We start from the raw sequence: 19,896 nt of genomic DNA on the forward strand, positions 1-19,896 counted from the left end.
AGCCTACGTGGCCGCTCCCGCGTTCTCCCGGCCGGCCGCGGCGCCCTTGCGCTCCGTCCGCGTGCGCACGGAGCGGACCGCGGCCCAGCCGAGACCGGCCACCGCCAGGAGCGCGAGGACGGCCTCCGGGAGTGCCCCCATCCGCGTGGCCGGTGTGAGCGAGGAACGCAGCGGCACCTCGTCGACCAGGGCGTCCGGGGTGAACATCTTCGTCTTCTTCACGATGGTGCCGTCCGGCCGGATCACCGCGCTCACCCCGCTGGTGACCGGCACGACGACGGACCGGCCGTGCTCGACGGCCCGCACCTGGCTCATCGCGAGCTGCTGGTAGGTCATCTCGCTGCGTCCGAAGGTCGCGTTGTTGCTCGGTACGGCGATGAGCCGGCCGCCGTGCACGACGGTGTCCCGCACGGCGTCGTCGAACGCGGCCTCGTAACAGGTCACGAGCCCCACCTGGGTGCCTGCCAGGTCGAACACCCCGACCTTCGTGCCGGGCCCGAAGTCCCGCTGCACCCGGTCGACGTCCTTGCTGAAGAGACGGACGAAGGAGCGCATCGGCATGTACTCACCGAACGGCTGGATGTGGCGCTTGTCGTAGGTGGCCACGGGCCCGCTCTTCGGGTCCCACTGGATCAGCGTGTTGCGGAGCGGACCGGTGTCGGGCGTGACGACCGCACCGACGACCGTCGGCGCGCCGATGGCCCGTACGGCCTCGTCGATGACCTGGCGGGCGTCGGGGTTGCGGTACGGGTCGAGGTCGGAGGAGTTCTCCGGCCACAGGACGAGGTCGGGCTGCGGCACCTTGCCCGCCTTCACGTCGCGGGCGAGCTGCTCCGTCCGGGCGGCGTGGTTGTCGAGGACCGCACGGCGCTGGGCGTTGAAGTCGAGGCCCAGACGCGGCACGTTGCCCTGGATCGCGGCGACCGTGGCCGTGCCGTCCTCGGGCGAGTCGTCGACGAGCGGGAGGGCGGCGAGCGCGGCGGCGACGGGAGCGGCGACGACGACCGCCGCGGCCACCACCGCGGCGCGGGGCACGGTGCCGGTGACGCGGTACCGGCGTACCTGGCGGGCGGCGTCGAGCAGTCCGAAGCCGCACAGCACGACCGCGAAGGACAGCAGCGGGGTGCCGCCGAGCGCCGCGAGCGGCAGGAACGCACCGTCGGCCTGGCCGAAGGCGATCTTGCCCCAGGGGAAGCCCCCGAACGGGACCCGCGCCCGGAGCGCCTCGTCCAGCGTCCAGACGGCGGCCGCCCACACCGGGGCGTACGGCAGCCGGGAGACCGCGTTGATCCCCACGCAGCCGACGGCGATGAACAGGGCCTCGGCGAACGCGAGCGCCAGCCACGGGACGGGGCCGACCTCCTCACCCGTCCAGTGCAGCAGGGGCAGCATGAAGCCCAGTCCCGCGAGGAGGCCGAGTCCGAACGCGGCGCGCGCTCCGCGCGCGGTCAGGACCCATCCCAGCAGGGCGAAGCCGGGCAGCACCAGCCACCAGAGGGGCCGGGGCGGGAAGCTCGCGTAGAGCAGCGCACCGGACAGCACGGCTGCGACCGGCCTGACGAGCCCGGGCCACAGCTTCCTGCTGTGTGACACGGGGGCGGGCGGCGGTTCGGCGGTGGTGATGGTGGCGCTCACCCGGCGGAGTCTACGGTGACCGGCCGGGCGGCCGGCAGCCGCTCCGGCCGTCAGGCTCCGGGACGGTGGCCGGTGTCCCCCGGCCGGGCGCCCGGGGCCGGGGGCCGCAGCGGGCTCAGGAATCCGGAGCGGCCGGTGACCCTGCGGGTGGCCCCGAGGTGCAGCCGGTCGCGGATGAAACGCACGGCGGCCTCCGCGTCGTCCACGGTGACGGTGAAGGTCCTGCCGTCGCCCAGCCGGAGCACCAGCCCCTCCCCGCGGCGCACGACCACGGCGGTGCCCTTCTCCGGACGCCAGCGGTAGCCCCAGCCGCCCCACTGACGCGGGGTGACCCTGGGTGCGAAGTCGGCGCCCACCACATGGGTGAGCAGGATGCGGCGCCTGGGAAGCCCGGCGTGCCCGCAGCGCACCTCCAGCGCGTCGCCGTCGACCTTGACGGCCACGTGGACGAAGGCGAGGGTCCCGAAGAGGATCAGCAGCCCCGCGAGGACACATCCGATGACGGACATGAGCAGCGGCGCGATTCCCGCACTCCAGGCCGAGCCGACGGCGAGTTGCACGCCGAGCGCCAGGAATCCGGCGCCCAGGGCCGCGAGCAGCCACTGGAAGCGGTTGGTGGCCCGGCCCGTCCAGACCATGGTCGGGGCCTGGCTGGAACCGTGCCTCGCGTGGGCGGGGTGGTCCTTCATGCCGAGCAGCGTACCCAGGATCCGCGGCCCGGGGAGGGACCGCGTGAGCCGTCCGGAGCGACGAATCCGTCACACGGCCGGGCTGACGGCCTTCAGCAGCAGGCCCTCGGCGTAGGCCAGAGCGGGCTCGGGCAGCCCCGCGGTGTGTCCCGCGAGGAGGACGGTGAGGCCTCCGGCCGGTTCGGCCGACGGAGCGGGCGCCGCCCCGATCCGGCGCAGCGCCTGTGCGGCCACCGCCTCGGCGGAGCCGTGCAGCACGAGCGGGGGGCGTCCGGGCCGCTTGCGCTCCACGGCCGCGCGGATGCGGTCGGCCACCAGCTCGTAGTGGGTGCAGCCGAGCACGACGTCCGTCACACCGGCCGGCGTGAGTGCGGCGGCGGCCGCGACCGCCCGGTCGATGGACTCCTCGTCGGCGTGCTCCACCGCGTCGGCGAGACCCGGGCAGGGCACCTCGGTCACGTCCGCCGTCCGGGCGAAGTCGTCGATCAGCCCGCGCTGGTAGGGGCTGCCGGTGGTCGCGGGGGTGGCCCAGATGGCGAACGGCCCGCCGCCCGCGGCGGCGGGCTTGATCGCCGGCACGGTGCCGATGACCGGGAGTGCGGGTTCCAGTTCGGCACGGAGCGCGGGAAGGGCGTGGACGGAGGCGGTGTTGCAGGCGACGATCAGGGCGTCCGGACGGTGGCCGGCGGCCGCTCGCGCCACGGCGAGCGCGCGCTGCGTGACGTCCTCGGGCGTACGGGGCCCCCAGGGCATGGAGCCGGGGTCGGAGGACAGCACCAGATCGGCGTCCGGCCGCAGTCGGCGTACCGCGGCCGCTGCCGCGAGCAGGCCGATTCCCGAGTCCATGAGTGCGATCTTCACCCGGTCACCATAGTCGACAGCCCTTGCGGCGCCGCCGGAGTGGGGCACACTTCGACGGATGAGCGCCGTTGCCTGGATCGCCGTGGGTTCCCTGACCGTGTGGGTCTGGCTGCTGCTGGGCCAGGGCTTCTTCTGGCGGACCGACCAGCGGCTCCCGGCCCGCAGGGACCCGGCGCGCTGGCCTTCGGTGGCCGTGGTCGTGCCCGCGAGGGACGAGGCGGAGGTCCTGCCGGTGAGTCTCACCTCGCTGCTGGCCCAGGACTACCCGGGGGACGCGGAGGTCTTCCTGGTCGACGACAACAGCGAGGACGGCACGGGTGAACTGGCCCGCGCGCTGTCCGTGCGGTGCGGGGGGCTGCCGCTCACGGTGGTGACGCCGGGGGAACCCGAGCCGGGCTGGACCGGAAAGCTCTGGGCGTTGCGGCACGGGATGGCGCTGGCCAGGCAGCGCAAACCCGAGTTCCTGCTCCTGACGGACGCCGACATCGCCCACGAGCCGGACAGTCTCCGGGAACTCGTCGCCGCGGCCGGGGCCGAGGGGGCGGACGGGTTCGACCTGGTCTCGCAGATGGCCAGGCTGCGGGTGACGAGTGTGTGGGAGCGCCTGGTGGTGCCCGCCTTCGTCTACTTCTTCGCGCAGCTCTATCCGTTCCGCCGGGTGAACCGGAGGGGTGGGCGCACCGCCGCCGCCGCGGGCGGCTGCGTCCTGTTGCGGGCCGGCGCCGTCGAGCGGGCCGGTGTCCCGGACTCGATCCGCCAGGCGGTGATCGACGACGTGTCGCTGGCGCGCGCGGTGCGCCGGACCGGCGGCAGGATCTGGCTGGGGCTCGCGGAGCGGGTGGACAGTGTGCGGCCGTATCCGCGCCTGGCGGACCTGTGGCGGATGGTCTCGCGCAGCGCGTACACACAGCTGCGCCACAGTCCGGTCCTGCTGGCGGGCACCGTCCTGGGACTCGGCCTGGTCTACGTCGCGCCGCCGGTCACGCTGTGCGCGGGGCTGGCGGCGGGTGACGTCGTGGCAGCGGTGGCGGGCGGAGCGGCGTGGGCGGTGATGACCGGAACGTATCTGCCGATGCTCGGGTACTACCGGCAGTCCTTCTGGCTGGCGCCGCTGCTCCCCTTCACCGCCGTCCTCTATCTGCTGATGACCGTCGATTCCGCGGTGCGGCACCACCGGGGGGCCGGTGCGGCCTGGAAGGGGCGCACGTACGCCCGCCCCGAGGCCGCACCGGGACCCTGAGCCCGGCGGGGCCTCACTTGCGGCCGGGAGTCCAGTTCATGCCCCAGCCGTACGCGGCGTCTATGGTCCGCTGCGGGCTCACCCCGCGCTGGGGGACGAGATAGCGGGCCTCGCGCTGGACCGTGAGGTCTCCCCCGCCGCCGGTGATCAGCGCGAGCGCGCAGACGGTGGACGGCACGGTGCACTCGTCGAGGGAGAAGTCGATTGCGGCGCCGTTCTGCGGCTGGAGGGTGACCGTGGCGTGCAGGTCGGCGAAGCTCCTGGCGCCCTCGTAGATGGTGACGAAGATCAGGACGCGGCGGAGCCGGTCCTTGTGGTCGAGGCTGACCGTGAGGTTCTCACCCGTGGAGACCGCACCGGTGCGGTCGTCGCCGTCGAGGTGGATGTACGGCGGCTGCCTGAGGGACCCGAAGGCGTTTCCCAGCGCCTGCACGACTCCCTTGCTCCCGTCGGTGAGTTCGTAGAGCGCGCAGAGGTCGAGGTCGAGATCGGCGTGGTTGGCCACGGCCCGGCCCAGTTTCGCCCCCCAGCCCTTGAACTGCTTGCGCACCTCCCAGTTGAGGTTGACGCGGAGCACGCCGGACGTGCCGCCCTGCTTGGAGAGTGAGACCGTCGGTGCCTCCTTCGTCAGGGTCACCTTGGTCAGGCGTACGGGCTGCGTGGCGGGCGGTGCGGCGGGGGGCGCGGGTGGCTGGGCGGGGGCGGGGCGGCGTGCGGCCGGCGGCGCCGGGGGCTGCGGAGCCGTCACGGGCCGCTGCGGTTCGTCCACCGAGATACCGAAGTCCGTGGCGAGGCCCGCGAGCCCGGTGTCGTAGCCCTGACCCACGGCCCGGAACTTCCAGGCGCCCTGCCGCAGGTAGAGCTCGCCGAGGATGAAGGCGGTCTCCACCGTCGCGTCCGCGGTGTCGAAGCGGGCGATCTCGGAGCCGTCGGCCTGGTCCAGGATCCTGACGTGGAGCCCGGCCACCCGCCCGAAGGTGCCGCCGTCCGCCGACGCCGCCACGACGACGCGGTCGATGCCCGGTTCCATCCGGCCGAAGTCGACCGCGAGGCTGTCGGTGACGAGGTCCCCCGCCGTCCGCTTGCCCTCGTGGCGTACCGCGCCGGAGCCGTGCGCCGGCTGGTTGTAGAAGACGAAGTCGGCGTCGCCGCGTACCTTCCCGGACACCGTGAGGAGTGCCGAACCGTCCACGTCGGGCGTCCCCGGGGACGTACGCCAGCCCAGTTCGACCCGCACGGCCCGCGCCGGCACCACGACGTTGGTTCCCTTGTGCATGCTCAATGCCCGCCCCCATCACGAGTCCGGCTGCCCGGAAGCTTTCCGCCAACCTAATCCCCGTCCCCCCAGGGAGCCCACACCCACGGCGCGACGGCGGCCGGCAATCTTCCGCGGCCCGCTGGGAACCGGGTACCGAGACCCCCGGGGCCTCAGCCCTGTTCCACCGCGTAGGCGAACGCCGTGCGGTGCTCCTGGTGGCTGTCCCGGCCGTCCCGGGCTCTCAGCGCCAGGTCCGAACCGAGTCTCCGCGCCAGTTCCCGGGCCCCGGGCCGGGGCGCCGCGCCCTCGGCGTACTCCAGGAACCCCACCAGGGAGTCGAGTTCCCCGGTGTGGAGCACCACCTCGACGAGCTCCTGCTCCGGCTCGGTGAGGGCCGCGAGGACCCGCTCCTGACAGGCCTGGGCCCTCACGCGCGCGAACCGCTGGTCGACGTACGCCCCCTCGGCGGCCCCTTCGTCCCCGACCGTGCGGAGCCTCGCGAGAAGTGCCCGCGGGTCGGCGCGCGGGGAACGGTAGAACGGCCGCTCGGCGCTCCCCGCGGCCGAGGGGTCCATCTGCACCTCGGAGAGGAACGCCGCGACCCGCGCCGGGTCCGGCAGGAGGCCCGCGCCCATCCAGCGGGCCGCGTGCATGAGTCCCCGTCCGGAGCCGTCGGGGGTACGGAAGAGGCACCACCCCGAGACGCCGCACCACAGAAGGCCCGCGCCGCCGCTCCCGGCGGTCAGTCGTCGCTGGAACGCCTGCGTGAATTCCACGCTGCCCTCGACGTCCCCGTCGAAGTCGGCCTGGCTCGGGTCGTCGTAGGAGCCGAAGGCCGAGATGCCCGCGACCGGCACCCCCTCCTGGAGGAGTTCGGCGGAGACCGCCACCATGTAGTGGCCTATCGCGTCCTCGAGTTCCTCCCGAAGCCGCTGAACGCCGTCCTGGTCATACGTCACGATGGTTCTCCGAATCCGAGCGGGCGACGGGCTCGCCTTTCGTGAGGTTTCCCGGAAGTTGCCTGCTCACACAAGGTTCACCGAGCTGTGACGCGCGAGGGGACGGGAGGCGATTGCGGTGATCCACGTTCGCGGTATGCCAATGATCGCATCAGCCCGCAGTGCGCCTTTGATTGACTTCCCGTCAGCAGGACGGCGGGCGGAGCGGCGGACACGGGGATGGGAACAGCCGGTCCGCGGTCTCCCTCCGTCCGGTTCCCGCCGGAGGACTCCGGCACCCGCGCCGTCTGCGCGCGGGGAGCCGCGCACCACCCCGGCGGCGTCCCCGTGACCTCGGGAAGCACCGCCGCACGCCCGCCCTCACCGCCGGGACCGGGCTCCCCGGACCACCCGCCGGTCACCCCTGCCTCCCGCTCAGGAGCCGAGGCCGGAGGACTCGAACAGGCAAGGGCTCTCCCGCACGGCCGCGGAGGCGGCCGACGGGGCCGGCGGGATCTCGAACGGCATCCGCCTGTCGCCCTTTGTAGCCTGCCCGACACAATTTGTTAGCCCGTCCTTCGACGGAAAATCCCGGCTGTTTACAGGGGCTTTAGCGGCACCCTGACGGGTCGGACCGACAAAAGCAGCGTAAAACGGATAACCCCAAGATTGGGGCTCCCCAACCGGCACATCGTGGGCTTAACTTATGTGTCATGACCTCCCCCCGCTCCACCTACGGCAGCGGCTACTACGCCGCGCCGTCGTTCCCCGACACCCCGATCTACGACTCCCTGGTCGCAGAGCGGGGAACCCCCCAGATCGCACCGATCCGGGTCCCCGCCGCCTACGACACCGGGAACAGCTACCTGCCGGCCCTGCCGTCGGCGCTCCCGGCGCTGCCCGCGGCCCCGTCCCAGCACAACGGGTCGTACGGCTACCCGCAGCAGACGCCCCAGCCGCAGTACCAGAACGCCGGGATGCAGCAGGCGCCGATGATGCAGCCCGCGCAGCTGCAGCACGCGCCCGCGCCCTACATACCCCAGCAGCCGTCGGCGCCCCGCGGTTACCAGCAGCAGCAACAGCCGCAGCGTCCCGGCACGGGGTACGAGGCCATGCGCCCCGCGTCCCCGCGGCCGGCACCCGCGCAGTCTCCGTACGAGGACCCGTACAACCGTCCGTACCAGGGCGGCCGGGGGTACTGACCGGGCATTGCGGGTCGAGACTGGCAAAATGGAGGCATGCCTTCTCCCTCACTCGGTGCTGTGTACATTCATCCGGTCAAGTCGCTGGCCGCGTGCGCGCGTGACGAGTCCGTCGTCGAGCCATGGGGACTCGACGGCGACCGCCGGTGGATGCTGATCGACGTCGACGGCAGGGTCGTCACCCAGCGTCAGCAGCCCCGGCTGGCGCAGCTGTCCGCGAAAGCACTGCCCGGGGGCGGTGTGGCTCTGTCGGAACCCGGCGGCACGCCGCTGGACGTCGAGGTGCCCGGAGCGGGCCCCACGGTCGTCGCGGAGCTGTTCCGGAGCAAGGTCGAAGTGGTGGAGGGCGGCGCGGCCGCACATGACTGGTTCAGCGCGCGCCTCGGTACGGAGGTCCGGCTCGTCCACCTCGACGAGCCGTCGTACCGCAGGCCCGTGGACCCGGAGTTCGGCCGGCCGGGCGAGACCGTGTCGTTCGCCGACGGATTCCCCCTGCTGCTCACGTCCCGTGCCTCGCTGGACGCGCTGAACTCCCTGATCGGCGAGGGCGACCACGCGCACGAGGGCCCACTGCCGATGAACCGGTTCCGGCCGAACGTCGTGGTGGACGGCGCGGAGCCCTGGGACGAGGACGGCTGGCGGAGGATCTCCGTCGGGGAGGTCGTCTTCCGCGTGGCGAAGCCGTGCGGCCGGTGTGTCGTGACCACCACCGACCAGCGGACGGCGGAGCGCGGCAAGGAACCGCTGCGGACGCTCGCCCGTCATCGCCGGTCCGGGAAGGATCTGCTCTTCGGCCAGAACCTGGTTCCCGAGGGGACGGGCGTCATCAGGGTGGGCGACCCCGTGCGGGTGCTCGGCTGACGCACGTCCCGTGGGGTGCCCGGGGAACTCTCGGGCAGACGAGGTGTGTTGGCGCAGTGAGCTTGCTCTCTCTTCGGCGCCGGCGGACTTTTCCGGGGCCCCGCGGGGTTATCACGGACGGGAAGGGGGTGAAGGCTGTGCAGGCGATCTCGGGGATCAGGCGGTGGCGGGGCAATCCCGTGTGCCGGCCCACCGACCGTCATGAGGCATGGGTCGCGCTCGCCGCGCTGCTGATGATTTTCCTGGGGGCGCCGGTGCTCGGCTGGCTGGGCGGTTCGCTCACCGACGACGCGCTCCAGCAGTCGGTGCGGGCCCAGCAGGCTCAGCGTCATCTCACTCCCGCCGTCGTGGTCCGTAAGGCCTCCGGCACGTCCCGGTTCGCCCAGGACCCCGAATCGGCCGTCGTCACCGAGGACTCCAGCCGCACGTCCGTGGTGGCCGGCTGGCGTGCCCCGGACGGGACCGAGCGCACGGGCAAGGTGTCGACGACGTCCGCCGTCACGGAGCCGGGGACCAGGATCCGGATCTGGACGGACGAGCGGGGGCTCCCCGCGACGCGTCCCATGGACCCCGCCACGGCACGCACCCACGCCGTGCTGGCCGGGGTGGGAACCGCGCTGGTCGCCGCGGGTCTCACGGAAACGGCGCGGCGCCTCGTCGTATGGCGCATGATGCAACGGCGGTACACCAGACTGGACCGCGCCTGGGCCGAAGTCGGCCCCGACTGGGGCAGGACCGGCACGGGCAGCTGATCCCGGGGTGCACGCGGCCTCCGCACACGCTCGAACAGGACCCTTCGGCGGCCGACCAGTCAACTCGCACCCCTCGCGCGCGCTACGGTGGACCGGCCCGCCCGACTCCTCGGCAGGCGGGCCGGAGAGCCGGTCCGCCACGGGCGGCTCGGGCGGACGGCACGAGGCAGCGCACACGGCACGAGGTGGGGGCACAGCAGCACCATGGCACAGGGCACGGTCCAGGTGACGCACACCGGCACATCGCGATGGCGCCGCCGCACGGGCGAATACGCCTCCCTCAACGCCGCCCTGGAGGCCGCAGCGGACGGTGACGTCCTCACCGTCGCCCCCGGAACCTACCGGGAGAACCTCGTCGTCTCCCGCGCGGTGACCCTGCGCGGCCCCGAGGGGTCCGTGGGTTCCGTACGCATCGCTCCGGCGGACGGCGTCCCCCTGACCGTCCGCGCGTCCGCCGTCGTCCAGGATCTGCACGTGGAGGGCCAGGACTCGGCCGCCCCCGCGCTGCTCGTGGAGGAGGGCACGCCCGAACTGTCCGACCTGCGCATCGTGACCAGGTCGGCGGCCGGCCTGGAGGTGCGGGGGGCCGCCAGGCCCACGGTGCGGCGCTGCACCGTCGACAACCCCGCCGGCGTGGGCATCGCCGTACTCGACGGCGCCGGAGGGGTGTTCGAGGCGTGCGAGATCGTCTCGGCGGGGCAGTCGGGCATCTCGGTGCGCGACGGCGCGCATCCACGCCTGGAGCGCTGCCGTGTCCACCACTCCGGCGGCGCGGGACTGAGCGTGACCGGGGAGGGCAGCGCCCTGGAGGCGGTGGGCTGCGAGGTGTACGAGATCAAGGGCAGCGGGGTGCAGGTCACCTCGCGCGGCACCGCGCACCTCACGGACTGCACCGTGCACCGCACCTCGGCCGACGGCGTCACGCTGGACACCGACGCGGTACTCACGCTCGCCGACTGCGACATCCACGACATCCCGGAGAACGCGGTGGATCTGCGCTCCCGTTCGGTGCTGACCCTGACCCGGTCCACCGTGCGCAGGTTCGGCCGCAACGGCCTCTCGGTGTGGGACCCCGGCACCCGTGTCGACGCCAACCAGTGCGAGATCCACGACAGCACGGGCGACTATCCGGCGGTCTGGGTCAGTGACGGGGCGACGGTCATACTCGACTCGTGCCGCGTCCACGACGTGCCCGACGCCCTGTTCGTCCTCGACCGGGGCTCGCGCGCCGATGTCGTGGACAGCGACCTGTCGCAGATCCGCAACACCGCCGTCTCGGTCAGCGACGGGGCGACCGCGCAGCTCGACGACTGCCGCATCCGCGAGGCGTCCACCGGGGCGTGGTTCCGGGACCACGGCAGCGGGGGCACCCTGAACAACTGCACCATCGACGCGGCGCAGACCGGTGTCATCGTCACCAAGGGCGCCGACCCCACGATCGAGCGGTGCACGGTCACCTCGCCGGCCGAGGCGGGGTTCTACGTGTCCGCGGAGGGCCGGGGCACCTTCGACAGCTGCCGGGTCACGGGCAGCGAGGGCTACGGCTTCCACGTGATGGACGGCTGCCGCTCGACCCTGACGCGGTGCCGCACCGAACGGTGCGCGCGCGGCGGTTACGAGTTCCCCGACGCCTCGGCCCACGGGGACGGAGCCGGCGGCCCGGTCGCCCAGGACTGCACCAGCGACGAGAGCGGTGTGCGCCCCGCCGCCGCTCCCCCGGTGCCCGCCGTGCTGACGGCGTCGCGTACGACGCCCGGACTGCTCGGAGCGATGCCCGGGCAGCGGACCACCGAGCCGGAGGCCGCTCCCACCGCCCCCGCCCCGCCCGCCGAACCGGTGCGCGACTCCGCCGCCGTCCTCGGCGAACTCGACGCGCTGGTGGGCCTGGACAGCGTGAAGCGGGAGGTGCGGGCCCTCACGGACATGATCGAGGTGGGCCGGCGCCGCCGGCTGGCCGGCCTGAAGGCGGCCTCGGTGCGCCGGCACCTGGTCTTCACCGGCTCGCCCGGCACCGGCAAGACCACGGTGGCCCGGCTCTACGGCGAGATCCTGGCCTCGCTCGGCGTCCTGGAGCACGGTCACCTGGTGGAGGTGTCGCGCGTCGACCTGGTCGGGGAGCACATCGGTTCCACGGCCATCCGCACGCAGGAGGCGTTCGACCGGGCCCGCGGCGGGGTCCTCTTCGTGGACGAGGCGTACGCGCTGTCGCCCGAGGACTCGGGCCGCGACTTCGGGCGGGAGGCCATCGACACCCTGGTGAAGCTGATGGAGGACCACCGCGACGCGGTGGTGGTGATCGTGGCCGGGTACACCCACGAGATGGAGCGCTTCCTCACCGTCAACCCCGGTGTGGCGTCCCGCTTCTCACGGACCATCACCTTCAGCGACTACCTGCCGGAGGAGCTGCTGCGGATCGTCGGGCAGCAGTCCGACGAGCACGAGTACACCCTGGCGGACGGCACCGGGGAAGCGCTGCTCAAGTACTTCACGGCGCTTCCCAAGGGGCCGGCCTTCGGCAACGGGCGGACGGCCCGTCAGACCTTCGAGGCGATGGTCGAGCGGCACGCGGGCCGGGTCGCCCAGCTCGCCGAGCCCAGCACCGACGACCTGACCATGCTCTATCCCGAGGACCTGCCCGAGCTGCCCTGAGCCTCGGCGCCGGCGTCCCGGGTGCCCGTCTGCTGGGGCACCACGGGTCCCAGCCGTTCCAGGAGTGCGGCCCGCTCCACGGCGAACACCGGGTCGGCCTGGTAGTCCGAGTGCCCCAGGATCGGTTCGGGGAGGGGGTGTTCGGGCGTACGGCCGTAGACCAGGGGGTCCCGCAGCGGGCCCAGGTCCACCTCGTGGCCCGGCCCCTCGTCGACGCGTACCGGGCCGCCGATCGGGTCCGTGGCGCGCCAGAGGTTGCGCCAGCAGTGCACGGAGGCGTGCAGCCCCTCCAGGGGCACCCGTCCGAAGTAGGCGGGGAACCAGCGGCCGTACAGGCGCTCGATCGGTGAGCCGTAGGTCAGCAGGGCGACCCGGCGCCTGGCCGTGCCGGGAAGCTGCCACACGGCAGCGGCGGCCAGCACACTGCCCTGCGAGTGGCCCGAGATGACGAGACGCCCCCGGGTCCGCGCGGTCCACGCGCACATCCGGGACGCCAGATCCGGGACGGCGCGCTCGGCGTAGCAGGGCGGTGCGAAGGGGTGCGCGGCGCGTGGCCAGAAGGTACCGACGTCCCAGAGGATGCCGATGGTGCGCCGGGCCGACACGTCGCGGTACGCGCGACGTCCCCAGGTGACGAACAGTATGGCGCCGAAGCCGATCAGCCAGGATCCGGTGGCCTGGGCGGCTTCGGCCAGCGACTCCAGGAATGGACCGGCGTCGTCCATGGCCATGCCGGGGACCCGGCCGGTGAGCCAGGAACCGGCCACCGCTCCGACGCCCAGCAGCAGCGTGGCCCCGGAGAGCAGGCCCAGGATTCCGGGCGCCGAGTCCGTGAGGGCCGCCGTGGCCCTGATCCGCGCGATCCGCCGGGTCCTGCCCGGGTCGGGGCGCGGCTCGCCGTACTCGGCTTCGATCGCGGGTCCCATCCGGCGGGTGTGCCGCAGGGTGCGGACGGCCAGCCAGGTGAGGGGGACGAGCAGGAGCAGCAGGAGGACCGGGATGACCGACGCCTGCCAGCTGAGGAGCACGGGCGGGCCCGCTATCACCGAGCCCGCGCCCATCCCCGGGGTACCGGGGCCGTCGAGCCAGTCGGCGACGCGCTGGGAGACCCCGCCGCTCATCACCCCGCCGAGCGCGCAGGCCAGCATGGCGACGGCCGGGCCGCCCAGGCCGCGCAGCGTGGTGCGCGGCTCGGGCCTGCGCCGGTGGAGCCGCAGGGCGACCGCCGCGAGGACGACGACGAGCAGGCCCTGGCCGAGGGTGAGGGCGCGGAAGGCCCACTCGCCGGGAAGCGTGCCGGAGGACACCCAGTCGGGGCGCGACCAGCCCGCGTAGGCCACCCCGGCCGCCAGCAGGGCCAGCGCGGTGCCGGGCAGGAACGTGGTGAGGGCCCGGTCCAGGCGGGTGTCGAGGCGCCGCTCGCTGCGCCCCCGGTGGCAGACCACCGCGATCACGGTGAGCCCGCACAGGACGAGACCGGCCCGGAACAGCCCCCCGATCACCTCGGGCACGGGGCCGCCGGCGTCACGGTCGTGCCGGGCGGCGGCCTCGCCGACGGTCGCCGCGACCGTGAGGAACCCGGCCGCGGTGTGGGCGGCGCGGAGTCTGGCCACGAGGCGGCGGCCGTACCAGAAGCCGGGCCTGCCGAGAGCCGGGCGCGCCGGGGGTACGCCGGGGCGGGAATCCTGCCCGGTGTCCTCGGTGCCGTGCTCGTCCAGGTCCTCGTCGGCGGGTGCGTCGGTCCGGCCCGACTCGTCCGGCAGGAGCGGGCGCTGTGACTCGTAGGCACTCCAGGTGCGGTTGGACAGGTACCAGAGGAGGCCTACCAGGGCCGCGGGCACCGCCGCGGCGACGGCGAGCCTGCGGCCGGGCTGGGAGAACCATCCGTCCCGCCGGGTGGACAGGAACCCGAGCCAGGAGCGCTGCCCCGAGCAGCCGGGCGTCCCGGCGCACTGCCAGGCCACCAGGTCGAGGGCGACCTCGCAGGCCGCGGCGGTGAGCAGCACGGTGAGGCTGAGCGCGATCAGACGCACCACGAGCCCGTACAGCCGGACCGTCCGGGGGCTCCCCTGCGAGGAGGGACGCATCCAGTGGGCGAGGTTGACCACCATGAACGGCAGGAGCAGCAGCCACAGGGCCCTGGAGCCGTTGCCCGACGTGAGGTTGGACCAGCAGTAGGCCTCGGCGACGGGGCCCTCCCGGTGGCGCTCCGGGTGCTGCTCGGCGGCGACGTCCTCGGTGCGCCGGTGGATCGCCGCCGTGGCGTCACCGGTGATCCGGGTCGTGCGCGGGTCGCCGAGCATCTCCTGCGGGGTGGTCCCGCCGACGCCGTGGACGAGCAGTTCCAGTGCGGCGGCCCCGCTCGGGGCGGCGTGGGGGTCAGGGGCCAATTGCGGTGACTCGCTCTCTGGTTCCGGGCGCCTCACGGCGACGGGAAGGGGCGTGAGGGGCCGCGCCCTGATGCGCGGTCACCACCATCCCGGATGCATGGTTCCCGCCGCACCGCTCACCGAATCTCCCCGGTGCCCCGCCCCGCGGGTGTGCGTGGCAGGATGAGGGCGTCCCGCAGGCCGCTGCCGGACCGTTCGGACAGAGGGAAGGGCCGGTCCCGGCGTTGAGCGAGAACCAGAACCTGCTCGCGGAGCAGCGGCGTGCGCTCATCCTCGACGACGTGCGCAGGCGTGGCGGGGTCCGGGTCAACGAGCTGACCCGCAAGCTGAGCGTCTCCGACATGACCATCCGCCGGGACCTGGACGCGCTGGCGCGTCAGGGGGTCATCGAGAAGGTGCACGGCGGTGCCGTGCCGGTCGTCGAGGCGAGCACGCACGAGCCCGGTTTCGAGGCGAAGTCGACGCTGGAGCTCAGCGCCAAGGAGGACATCGCGCGTGCCGCGGCCGCCATGGCCGCGCCCGGCAGCGCGATCGCGCTCTCCGGTGGTACGACCACGTTCGCCCTGGCCGCGCATCTCGTGGACGTACCGGGTCTGACCGTCGTGACGAACTCGGTCCGGGTCGCCGACGTGTTCCACAGCGCGCAGCGGCCGACGGCGGCGGGCGGTGCGCGGGCCGGTGCGGCCACGGTGGTGCTGACCGGCGGGGTGCGTACGCCCTCGGACTCGCTGGTCGGGCCGGTCGCGGACCGCGCGATCGGCTCCCTGCACTTCGACGTCCTGTTCCTCGGTGTGCACGGGATCTCCGTCGAGGCGGGTCTTTCGACGCCGAACCTCGCGGAGGCCGAGACCAACCGGCGCTTCGTGCGGGCGGCCCGGCGGGTCGTGGTGGTGGCCGACCACACCAAGTGGGGCACGGTGGGGCTGAGTTCCTTCGCGGCTCTCGACGAGGTGGACGCGTTCGTCACGGACGCGGGCCTGCCGGACGACCTCCGCCAGGAGATCGAGGAGCACCTTCCGGGGCTCGTGGTGGCGGACGGGGAGTAGGTCCGCCACGACGGGCCCCGGATCCTCCGCTCCCCGCCTCCCGGGCGCCGGACGTCCTAGGATCGGGGCGTGGCCGTATTCCGCATCGAGCGCTCCTCGCCCCTGCCCGCCTCCGAGGCGTGGCGGCGGGTGACGGACTGGGAGCGGCACGGCGACACGGTTCCGTTCACCTCGGTCACCGTCCCGACGGGGCCGCACACACGGGCCGGCACGGTCTTCGTCGCCCGCACCGGCCTGGGGCCGCTGGGCTTCGACGATCCGATGGAGGTGGTCCGGTGGACCCCTCCGGCGGCCGGCCGCGCGGGCCTGTGCCGGCTGGAGAAGCGGGGTTCCCTGGTGCGTGGCCAGGCTTCGATCGACGTGTACCCGACGGGCTCGGGCTCCCATGTGATCTGGGTCGAGGAACTGCGGGTACGACTGCTGCCCCGCTGGGCGGATCCGGTGCTGGCCGGTGCGGGACGCCGGGTCTTCGGGCGGGCCCTGCGCATGCTGCTCGACGACTGACCGCTCCCCCGGCGCCCCGGCCTGCGGGTGTACCGGGCCCCGGGCCGTCCTCCACGAGGGGCGGTACGGGGGCCGGTGAGGTATCCCGGACTCATGGGCTTGTGGCAGTGGATCGACGGCCTGCGGGACGGCGACCGGCCGAGCAGGGCGCTCGTCGCGGTGCCGTTCGTCCTGATCGCCGTGGTGACCGTCGTCGACGTCAACGTTCCGCCGGAGGTGCACCTCGGGCCGTTCCTCGTGGCGGCCCCGGCGCTCACGGCGTCGTTCGCCGGACCGCGGCTGACGGCCGTCGTCGGCGCGGTCGCGGTGCTGGCCCAGGCGATCGTGGCCGTCAGCCGGTCCAGCATCACCGACCTGAACCACATGTACCAGATCGTCGCCCTGTTCCTGATCTCGGCGATCGTGACGTTCTTCGCCCACCTGCGGGTGCGCAACGCGGCGGAGATGGTGAGGCTGCGGACCGTGGCCGAGGCGGCTCAGCGCAGTGTGCTGAGGCCGCTGCCCGTGCGCAGCGGACCGTTGCGCCTCGCCTCCGTCTATCTGGCGGCCGAGGAAGGGGCCCAGCTCGGGGGCGACCTCTACGCGGCCGCGCGGACGGAGCGGGGGACGCGCCTGATCATCGGTGACGTGCGCGGCAAGGGGCTCGACGCGATCAGCGGGGCCGCGGGGGTGCTGGGCGCCTTCCGGGCGCTGGCCCGCCAGGAGGAGCACCTGCCCGACCTGGTCGCGCGCCTGGAGACCGCTGTCGCGGCCCACCGGATCGACTCGCTGAACGAGAGCGACGACCGGTCGGAGGAGCACGACATCGCCGAGTCCTTCGTGACGGCCGCCGTCCTCGACGTCTCCGACGCGGGCGACGGTCTGCGGCTCGTCAGCTGCGGGCACCCGCCGCCGCTGCTGCTGCGGCAGGGCGGGGTGCGGGCGCTGCACGCGTCCGAACCGGGTCCGCCGCTCGGAGTCGGGCCCTTGGCGGGGGCCCGCCCCACGGAGGACGTGTTCGCCTTCCGCCCCGGCGACATGCTGCTGCTGTACACCGACGGGGTCACCGAGGCGCGGGACGCCTCCGGGCGCTTCTACCCGCTCGCCGAGCGGGCGGCCTCGTGGACCGGCCTCGGCCCCGAGCACCTGCTGGAGCGGGTGTGCCGGGACCTGCTGCGGTACGCCGGCGGGCACCTCGGCGACGACGCGGCCCTCGTCGCCGTCCAGCGGCTCCCCGGCCGCCCCGGCTGACCGCACCCCCGCGGCAGGCCGGCACGGGGGCCCGCACGCCGGATCAGGCGGGCCGGCGGATCAGGCGGGCCAGCCGCCGGTGGCCAGGAAGTGGTCGATCGTCTCCGTGTACGGCCGGATGTCCATGTCCTGATCGCCGAGCCACGAATCGGAGTAGTACTTGTCGAGGTAGCGCTCGCCGGGGTCGCAGAAGAGTGTGACGACGCTGCCGGTGCTGCCCCGTGCGACCATCTCGGCCACCAGCCTGAACGCGCTCCAGAGCCCGGTTCCCGTGGAACCTCCGGCCTTGCGCCCGATGGTGCGCTCCAGCACCCGGACCGCGGCGACGCTCGCCGCGTCGGGCACCTTCATCATCCGGTCGATGGCGCCGGGCACGAAGCTCGGTTCCATCCGGGGCCGGCCGATGCCCTCGATGCGTGAACCCCGGTCGCTCGTGGCCAGTTGGTCGTGCCGGGTCCAGCCGTCGAAGAAGCAGGAGTTCTCCGGGTCGGGCACGCAGATGCGCGTGTCGTACTGCATGTAGCGGACGTAGCGCCCGATGGTCGCGGACGTGCCGCCGGTCCCGGCGGTGGCGACGATCCAGGCGGGCTCCGGATAGCGTTCCATCCGCAGTTGCTGGTAGATGGACTCGGCGATGTTGTTGTTGCCCCGCCAGTCGGTGGCGCGCTCGGCGTAGGTGAACTGGTCCATGTAGTGCCCGCCGGTCTCGGCGGCCAGCGCCGCCGACTCCTCGTACAGCCGGCGGGCGTCGTCGACGAAGTGGCACTGCCCGCCGTGGAATTCGATCAGGCGGCACTTCTCGGGACTGGTGGTCCGCGGCATCACCGCGACGAACGGCACGCCGATCAGTTTGGCGAAGTACGCCTCCGAGACGGCGGTCGAGCCGCTGGACGCCTCGATGACCGGCTTGCCCTTGCGGATCCAGCCGTTGCAGAGCCCGTAGAGGAACAGCGACCTCGCCAGCCGGTGCTTGAGGCTGCCGGTGGGGTGCGTCGACTCGTCCTTGAGGTAGAGGTCGATGTTCCAGTGCTCCGGCAGCGGGAAGCGCAGGAGGTGGGTGTCCGCCGAACGGTTGGCGTCGGCCTGGACCTTGCGCACGGCTTCCTTGAGCCACGTCCGGTAGTCGGGGTCACTGCGGTCGGTGTCCACGGTCGCCATGACGCCACCGTCCGTTCTCGGCTCACTGGTGTCCATCAGCGGGGTCTCCTTCGAGTACCTGAGGTGCTCCGGAGCCCTCACGATATGCCCCCCACCTGCGCAAACGTTTACTTTGACAGCCCATAGCCCTCCCTTGGCCCACGTGAACCGGAGTAGCGCCGTCCGACCCCGGGAACAGCTCCCGTCGCGGTCTGGTGCGCAGGCCCCCGGCCGGGCAGACTTACAGAAGCCGGTACAAGGGGGGCGAAGTCGTCATGGCCGAAACGGAATTCAGCGCGGCGGAGTTCGACACAGCCGAGTTCGTCGCGAACGACGTCAGAATCCAGCGGTGGGCGCGCTCGCTCACCCGGGCGGGGCAAGTGATCGTCAAGGACGGGCGGCTGGCGCTGCTCACGAGCAACGGCCGGGAGATCGACAGCGCTCCGCTCTCGGCGGTGAGCGCCGGCAAGGCCTGGTTCCAGTCGGCCGACTCCGCGATCGCGCGGCTCAACGGAGTCCGCTACCGGCTGACGATGGGGCAGCGCAACCGCAGGCCCGGCGGGGCGCTTCCGGTCCGCAGATTCCTGGAGGCGCTGCGAAGTGCGGCGGGGCGGCGGTCCTGACCCCGGCCGCCGCCCGCGCGTGAATGCGCCGCCCCCGCCGTCCGCGACCGTGCGGCGGGCGGGGGCGGCGCCGCACCGGCGGCGCGAGTTGCCGGACCGTCGCGGACGCTGCGGCATGCGACGGGCACCGCGAGTTGCGGACCCCAATCCCCTGAGTCACGCTGGTCACACGTCACTGATGGTGTACCGGCGGTGACTGCGCAGGCCGCATCGCCGGAAGCCCGCTCAGGGCGGACCACGCATGACCAGACACAGCAGTCAGCCATCTGCTGGATCCGCTTCTTCGTCTTCTTCCGGACCTATTTCGGGGAGTCGCAGCCGTGATCAGCGAGCCAAGCAGGCACTGCGCGGTGGAGCTCCAGGCCCTGCCGTCGCGGATCGGTCAGGTCCGCAGAATCATCTCGGCGCAACTGCGCTACTGGCATCTCGATCCTCTGATCGACCATGCCGCGCTGGGCGTCACCGAACTGCTGACCAACGTCCACCGGCATGCACAGCCGGACAAATCGTGCACCGTCGAGGTCGAGCTGCTGCTCGACCGGCTGACGGTCTCCGTCCACGACCACGACCCCCGGCTGCCGACCGTGTGCGACGCCGACTCGTCCGCCACCTCCGGGCGCGGGCTGGCGATGATCGCCGCGGTCAGCGAGAGCTGGGGCATACGGCCGAGCGAGGACGCGGGGAAGGTCATCTGGTTCACCCTGCCCGCCCCCTCCTTCACCAGCGCTCTGCCCAGTCTCCCGGTGTACGGGTCGACGACCGACGGCCCGTTCACCACGGACCTCGCCGGCCTCCTCGAGCCGGCAGCGGTACGAAAACGGGCCCGGTCGACCGTCGTCGGCTGACGGACCCGGCGACGCGCTGTGCGGGCACCCCGACGG

General features: G+C 73.2%; 17 protein-coding genes. 10 read left to right on the forward strand and 7 right to left on the reverse strand.

The window, feature by feature from the left end; all coding sequences use genetic code 11:
• Window positions 1-3: 3 nt before the first annotated feature.
• From lnt to OHT61_RS03355, 3 genes are all read right to left on the reverse strand, one after another.
• The gene (lnt, locus tag OHT61_RS03345; RefSeq protein WP_329034896.1) at window positions 4-1,635 is read right to left on the reverse strand and encodes an apolipoprotein N-acyltransferase; all 1,632 of its coding nucleotides are present in this window, start codon (window positions 1,633-1,635) and stop codon (window positions 4-6) included.
• Between the two features lie 50 nt (window positions 1,636-1,685).
• Complete coding sequence (locus OHT61_RS03350) at window positions 1,686-2,324, reverse strand: hypothetical protein (protein WP_399828208.1); 639 nt, start codon at window positions 2,322-2,324, stop codon at window positions 1,686-1,688.
• 69 nt (window positions 2,325-2,393) lie between these two features.
• Window positions 2,394-3,185 carry a glutamate racemase gene (locus OHT61_RS03355; protein WP_329034899.1) on the reverse strand — a complete coding sequence of 264 codons (792 nt, stop codon included), beginning with the start codon at window positions 3,183-3,185 and terminating at the stop codon, window positions 2,394-2,396.
• A gap of 58 nt (window positions 3,186-3,243) precedes the next feature.
• On the opposite strand from OHT61_RS03355, the gene OHT61_RS03360 reads away from it, so the two are divergent.
• Window positions 3,244-4,425 (forward strand): glycosyltransferase, encoded by a 1,182-nt coding sequence (locus tag OHT61_RS03360; RefSeq protein ID WP_329034900.1) that lies wholly within the window; start codon window positions 3,244-3,246, stop codon window positions 4,423-4,425.
• Window positions 4,426-4,438: 13 nt separating this feature from the next.
• Here OHT61_RS03360 and OHT61_RS03365 read toward each other — a convergent pair whose 3' ends face one another.
• Together OHT61_RS03365 and OHT61_RS03370 are read right to left on the reverse strand one after the other, a co-directional pair.
• On the reverse strand, window positions 4,439-5,701 hold the full coding sequence (locus OHT61_RS03365) for a TerD family protein (protein ID WP_329034901.1): 1,263 nt from the start codon (window positions 5,699-5,701) through the stop codon (window positions 4,439-4,441).
• Window positions 5,702-5,853: 152 nt separating this feature from the next.
• Window positions 5,854-6,642: a hypothetical protein gene (locus tag OHT61_RS03370; protein ID WP_329034903.1), complete on the reverse strand. Its 789-nt coding sequence runs from the start codon at window positions 6,640-6,642 to the stop codon at window positions 5,854-5,856.
• 692 nt (window positions 6,643-7,334) lie between these two features.
• On the opposite strand from OHT61_RS03370, the gene OHT61_RS03375 reads away from it, so the two are divergent.
• The 4 genes from OHT61_RS03375 (at window position 7,335) to OHT61_RS03390 (ending at window position 12,085) form a co-directional block, all read left to right on the forward strand.
• Window positions 7,335-7,823, forward strand: coding sequence for a DUF6643 family protein (locus tag OHT61_RS03375; RefSeq protein ID WP_329034905.1), 489 nt, complete (start codon window positions 7,335-7,337; stop codon window positions 7,821-7,823).
• 36 nt (window positions 7,824-7,859) lie between these two features.
• The gene (locus OHT61_RS03380; RefSeq protein ID WP_329034906.1) at window positions 7,860-8,684 is read left to right on the forward strand and encodes an MOSC domain-containing protein; all 825 of its coding nucleotides are present in this window, start codon (window positions 7,860-7,862) and stop codon (window positions 8,682-8,684) included.
• A gap of 146 nt (window positions 8,685-8,830) precedes the next feature.
• The gene (locus OHT61_RS03385) at window positions 8,831-9,436 is read left to right on the forward strand and encodes an Rv1733c family protein (RefSeq protein ID WP_329043075.1); all 606 of its coding nucleotides are present in this window, start codon (window positions 8,831-8,833) and stop codon (window positions 9,434-9,436) included.
• A 204-nt stretch (window positions 9,437-9,640) separates the two neighbouring features.
• Window positions 9,641-12,085 (forward strand): right-handed parallel beta-helix repeat-containing protein, encoded by a 2,445-nt coding sequence (locus OHT61_RS03390; protein WP_329034907.1) that lies wholly within the window; start codon window positions 9,641-9,643, stop codon window positions 12,083-12,085.
• Here OHT61_RS03390 and OHT61_RS03395 read toward each other — a convergent pair.
• On the reverse strand, window positions 12,055-14,388 hold the full coding sequence (locus tag OHT61_RS03395; protein ID WP_329043076.1) for a hypothetical protein: 2,334 nt from the start codon (window positions 14,386-14,388) through the stop codon (window positions 12,055-12,057). The two genes, OHT61_RS03390 and OHT61_RS03395, sit on opposite strands and share 31 nt — an antisense overlap.
• A 311-nt stretch (window positions 14,389-14,699) precedes the next feature.
• On the opposite strand from OHT61_RS03395, the gene OHT61_RS03400 reads away from it, so the two are divergent.
• From OHT61_RS03400 to OHT61_RS03410, 3 genes are all read left to right on the forward strand, one after another.
• A complete protein-coding gene (locus OHT61_RS03400) occupies window positions 14,700-15,521 on the forward strand; it encodes a DeoR/GlpR family DNA-binding transcription regulator (protein ID WP_329034908.1) in 822 nt (273 codons plus the stop codon).
• A 69-nt stretch (window positions 15,522-15,590) separates the two neighbouring features.
• On the forward strand, window positions 15,591-16,025 hold the full coding sequence (locus tag OHT61_RS03405) for an SRPBCC family protein (RefSeq protein ID WP_329034910.1): 435 nt from the start codon (window positions 15,591-15,593) through the stop codon (window positions 16,023-16,025).
• Between the two features lie 93 nt (window positions 16,026-16,118).
• Complete coding sequence (locus tag OHT61_RS03410; protein WP_329034912.1) at window positions 16,119-17,255, forward strand: PP2C family protein-serine/threonine phosphatase; 1,137 nt, start codon at window positions 16,119-16,121, stop codon at window positions 17,253-17,255.
• Window positions 17,256-17,315: 60 nt separating this feature from the next.
• Here the strand turns inward: OHT61_RS03410 and OHT61_RS03415 are convergent, their stop codons facing one another.
• Window positions 17,316-18,449, reverse strand: a complete 1,134-nt coding sequence (locus OHT61_RS03415) for a PLP-dependent cysteine synthase family protein (protein WP_329034914.1) — start codon at window positions 18,447-18,449, stop codon at window positions 17,316-17,318.
• Window positions 18,450-18,667: 218 nt separating this feature from the next.
• On the opposite strand from OHT61_RS03415, the gene OHT61_RS03420 reads away from it, so the two are divergent.
• The gene (locus tag OHT61_RS03420) at window positions 18,668-19,015 is read left to right on the forward strand and encodes a hypothetical protein (RefSeq protein ID WP_329034916.1); all 348 of its coding nucleotides are present in this window, start codon (window positions 18,668-18,670) and stop codon (window positions 19,013-19,015) included.
• A gap of 320 nt (window positions 19,016-19,335) precedes the next feature.
• Window positions 19,336-19,860, forward strand: coding sequence for an ATP-binding protein (locus tag OHT61_RS03425; protein ID WP_329034918.1), 525 nt, complete (start codon window positions 19,336-19,338; stop codon window positions 19,858-19,860).
• The last annotated feature ends 36 nt before the right edge of the window (window positions 19,861-19,896 follow it).

Origin of the sequence: Streptomyces sp. NBC_00178, assembly GCF_036206005.1 — a bacterium.
Taxonomy (GTDB): Bacteria; Actinomycetota; Actinomycetes; order Streptomycetales; family Streptomycetaceae; genus Streptomyces.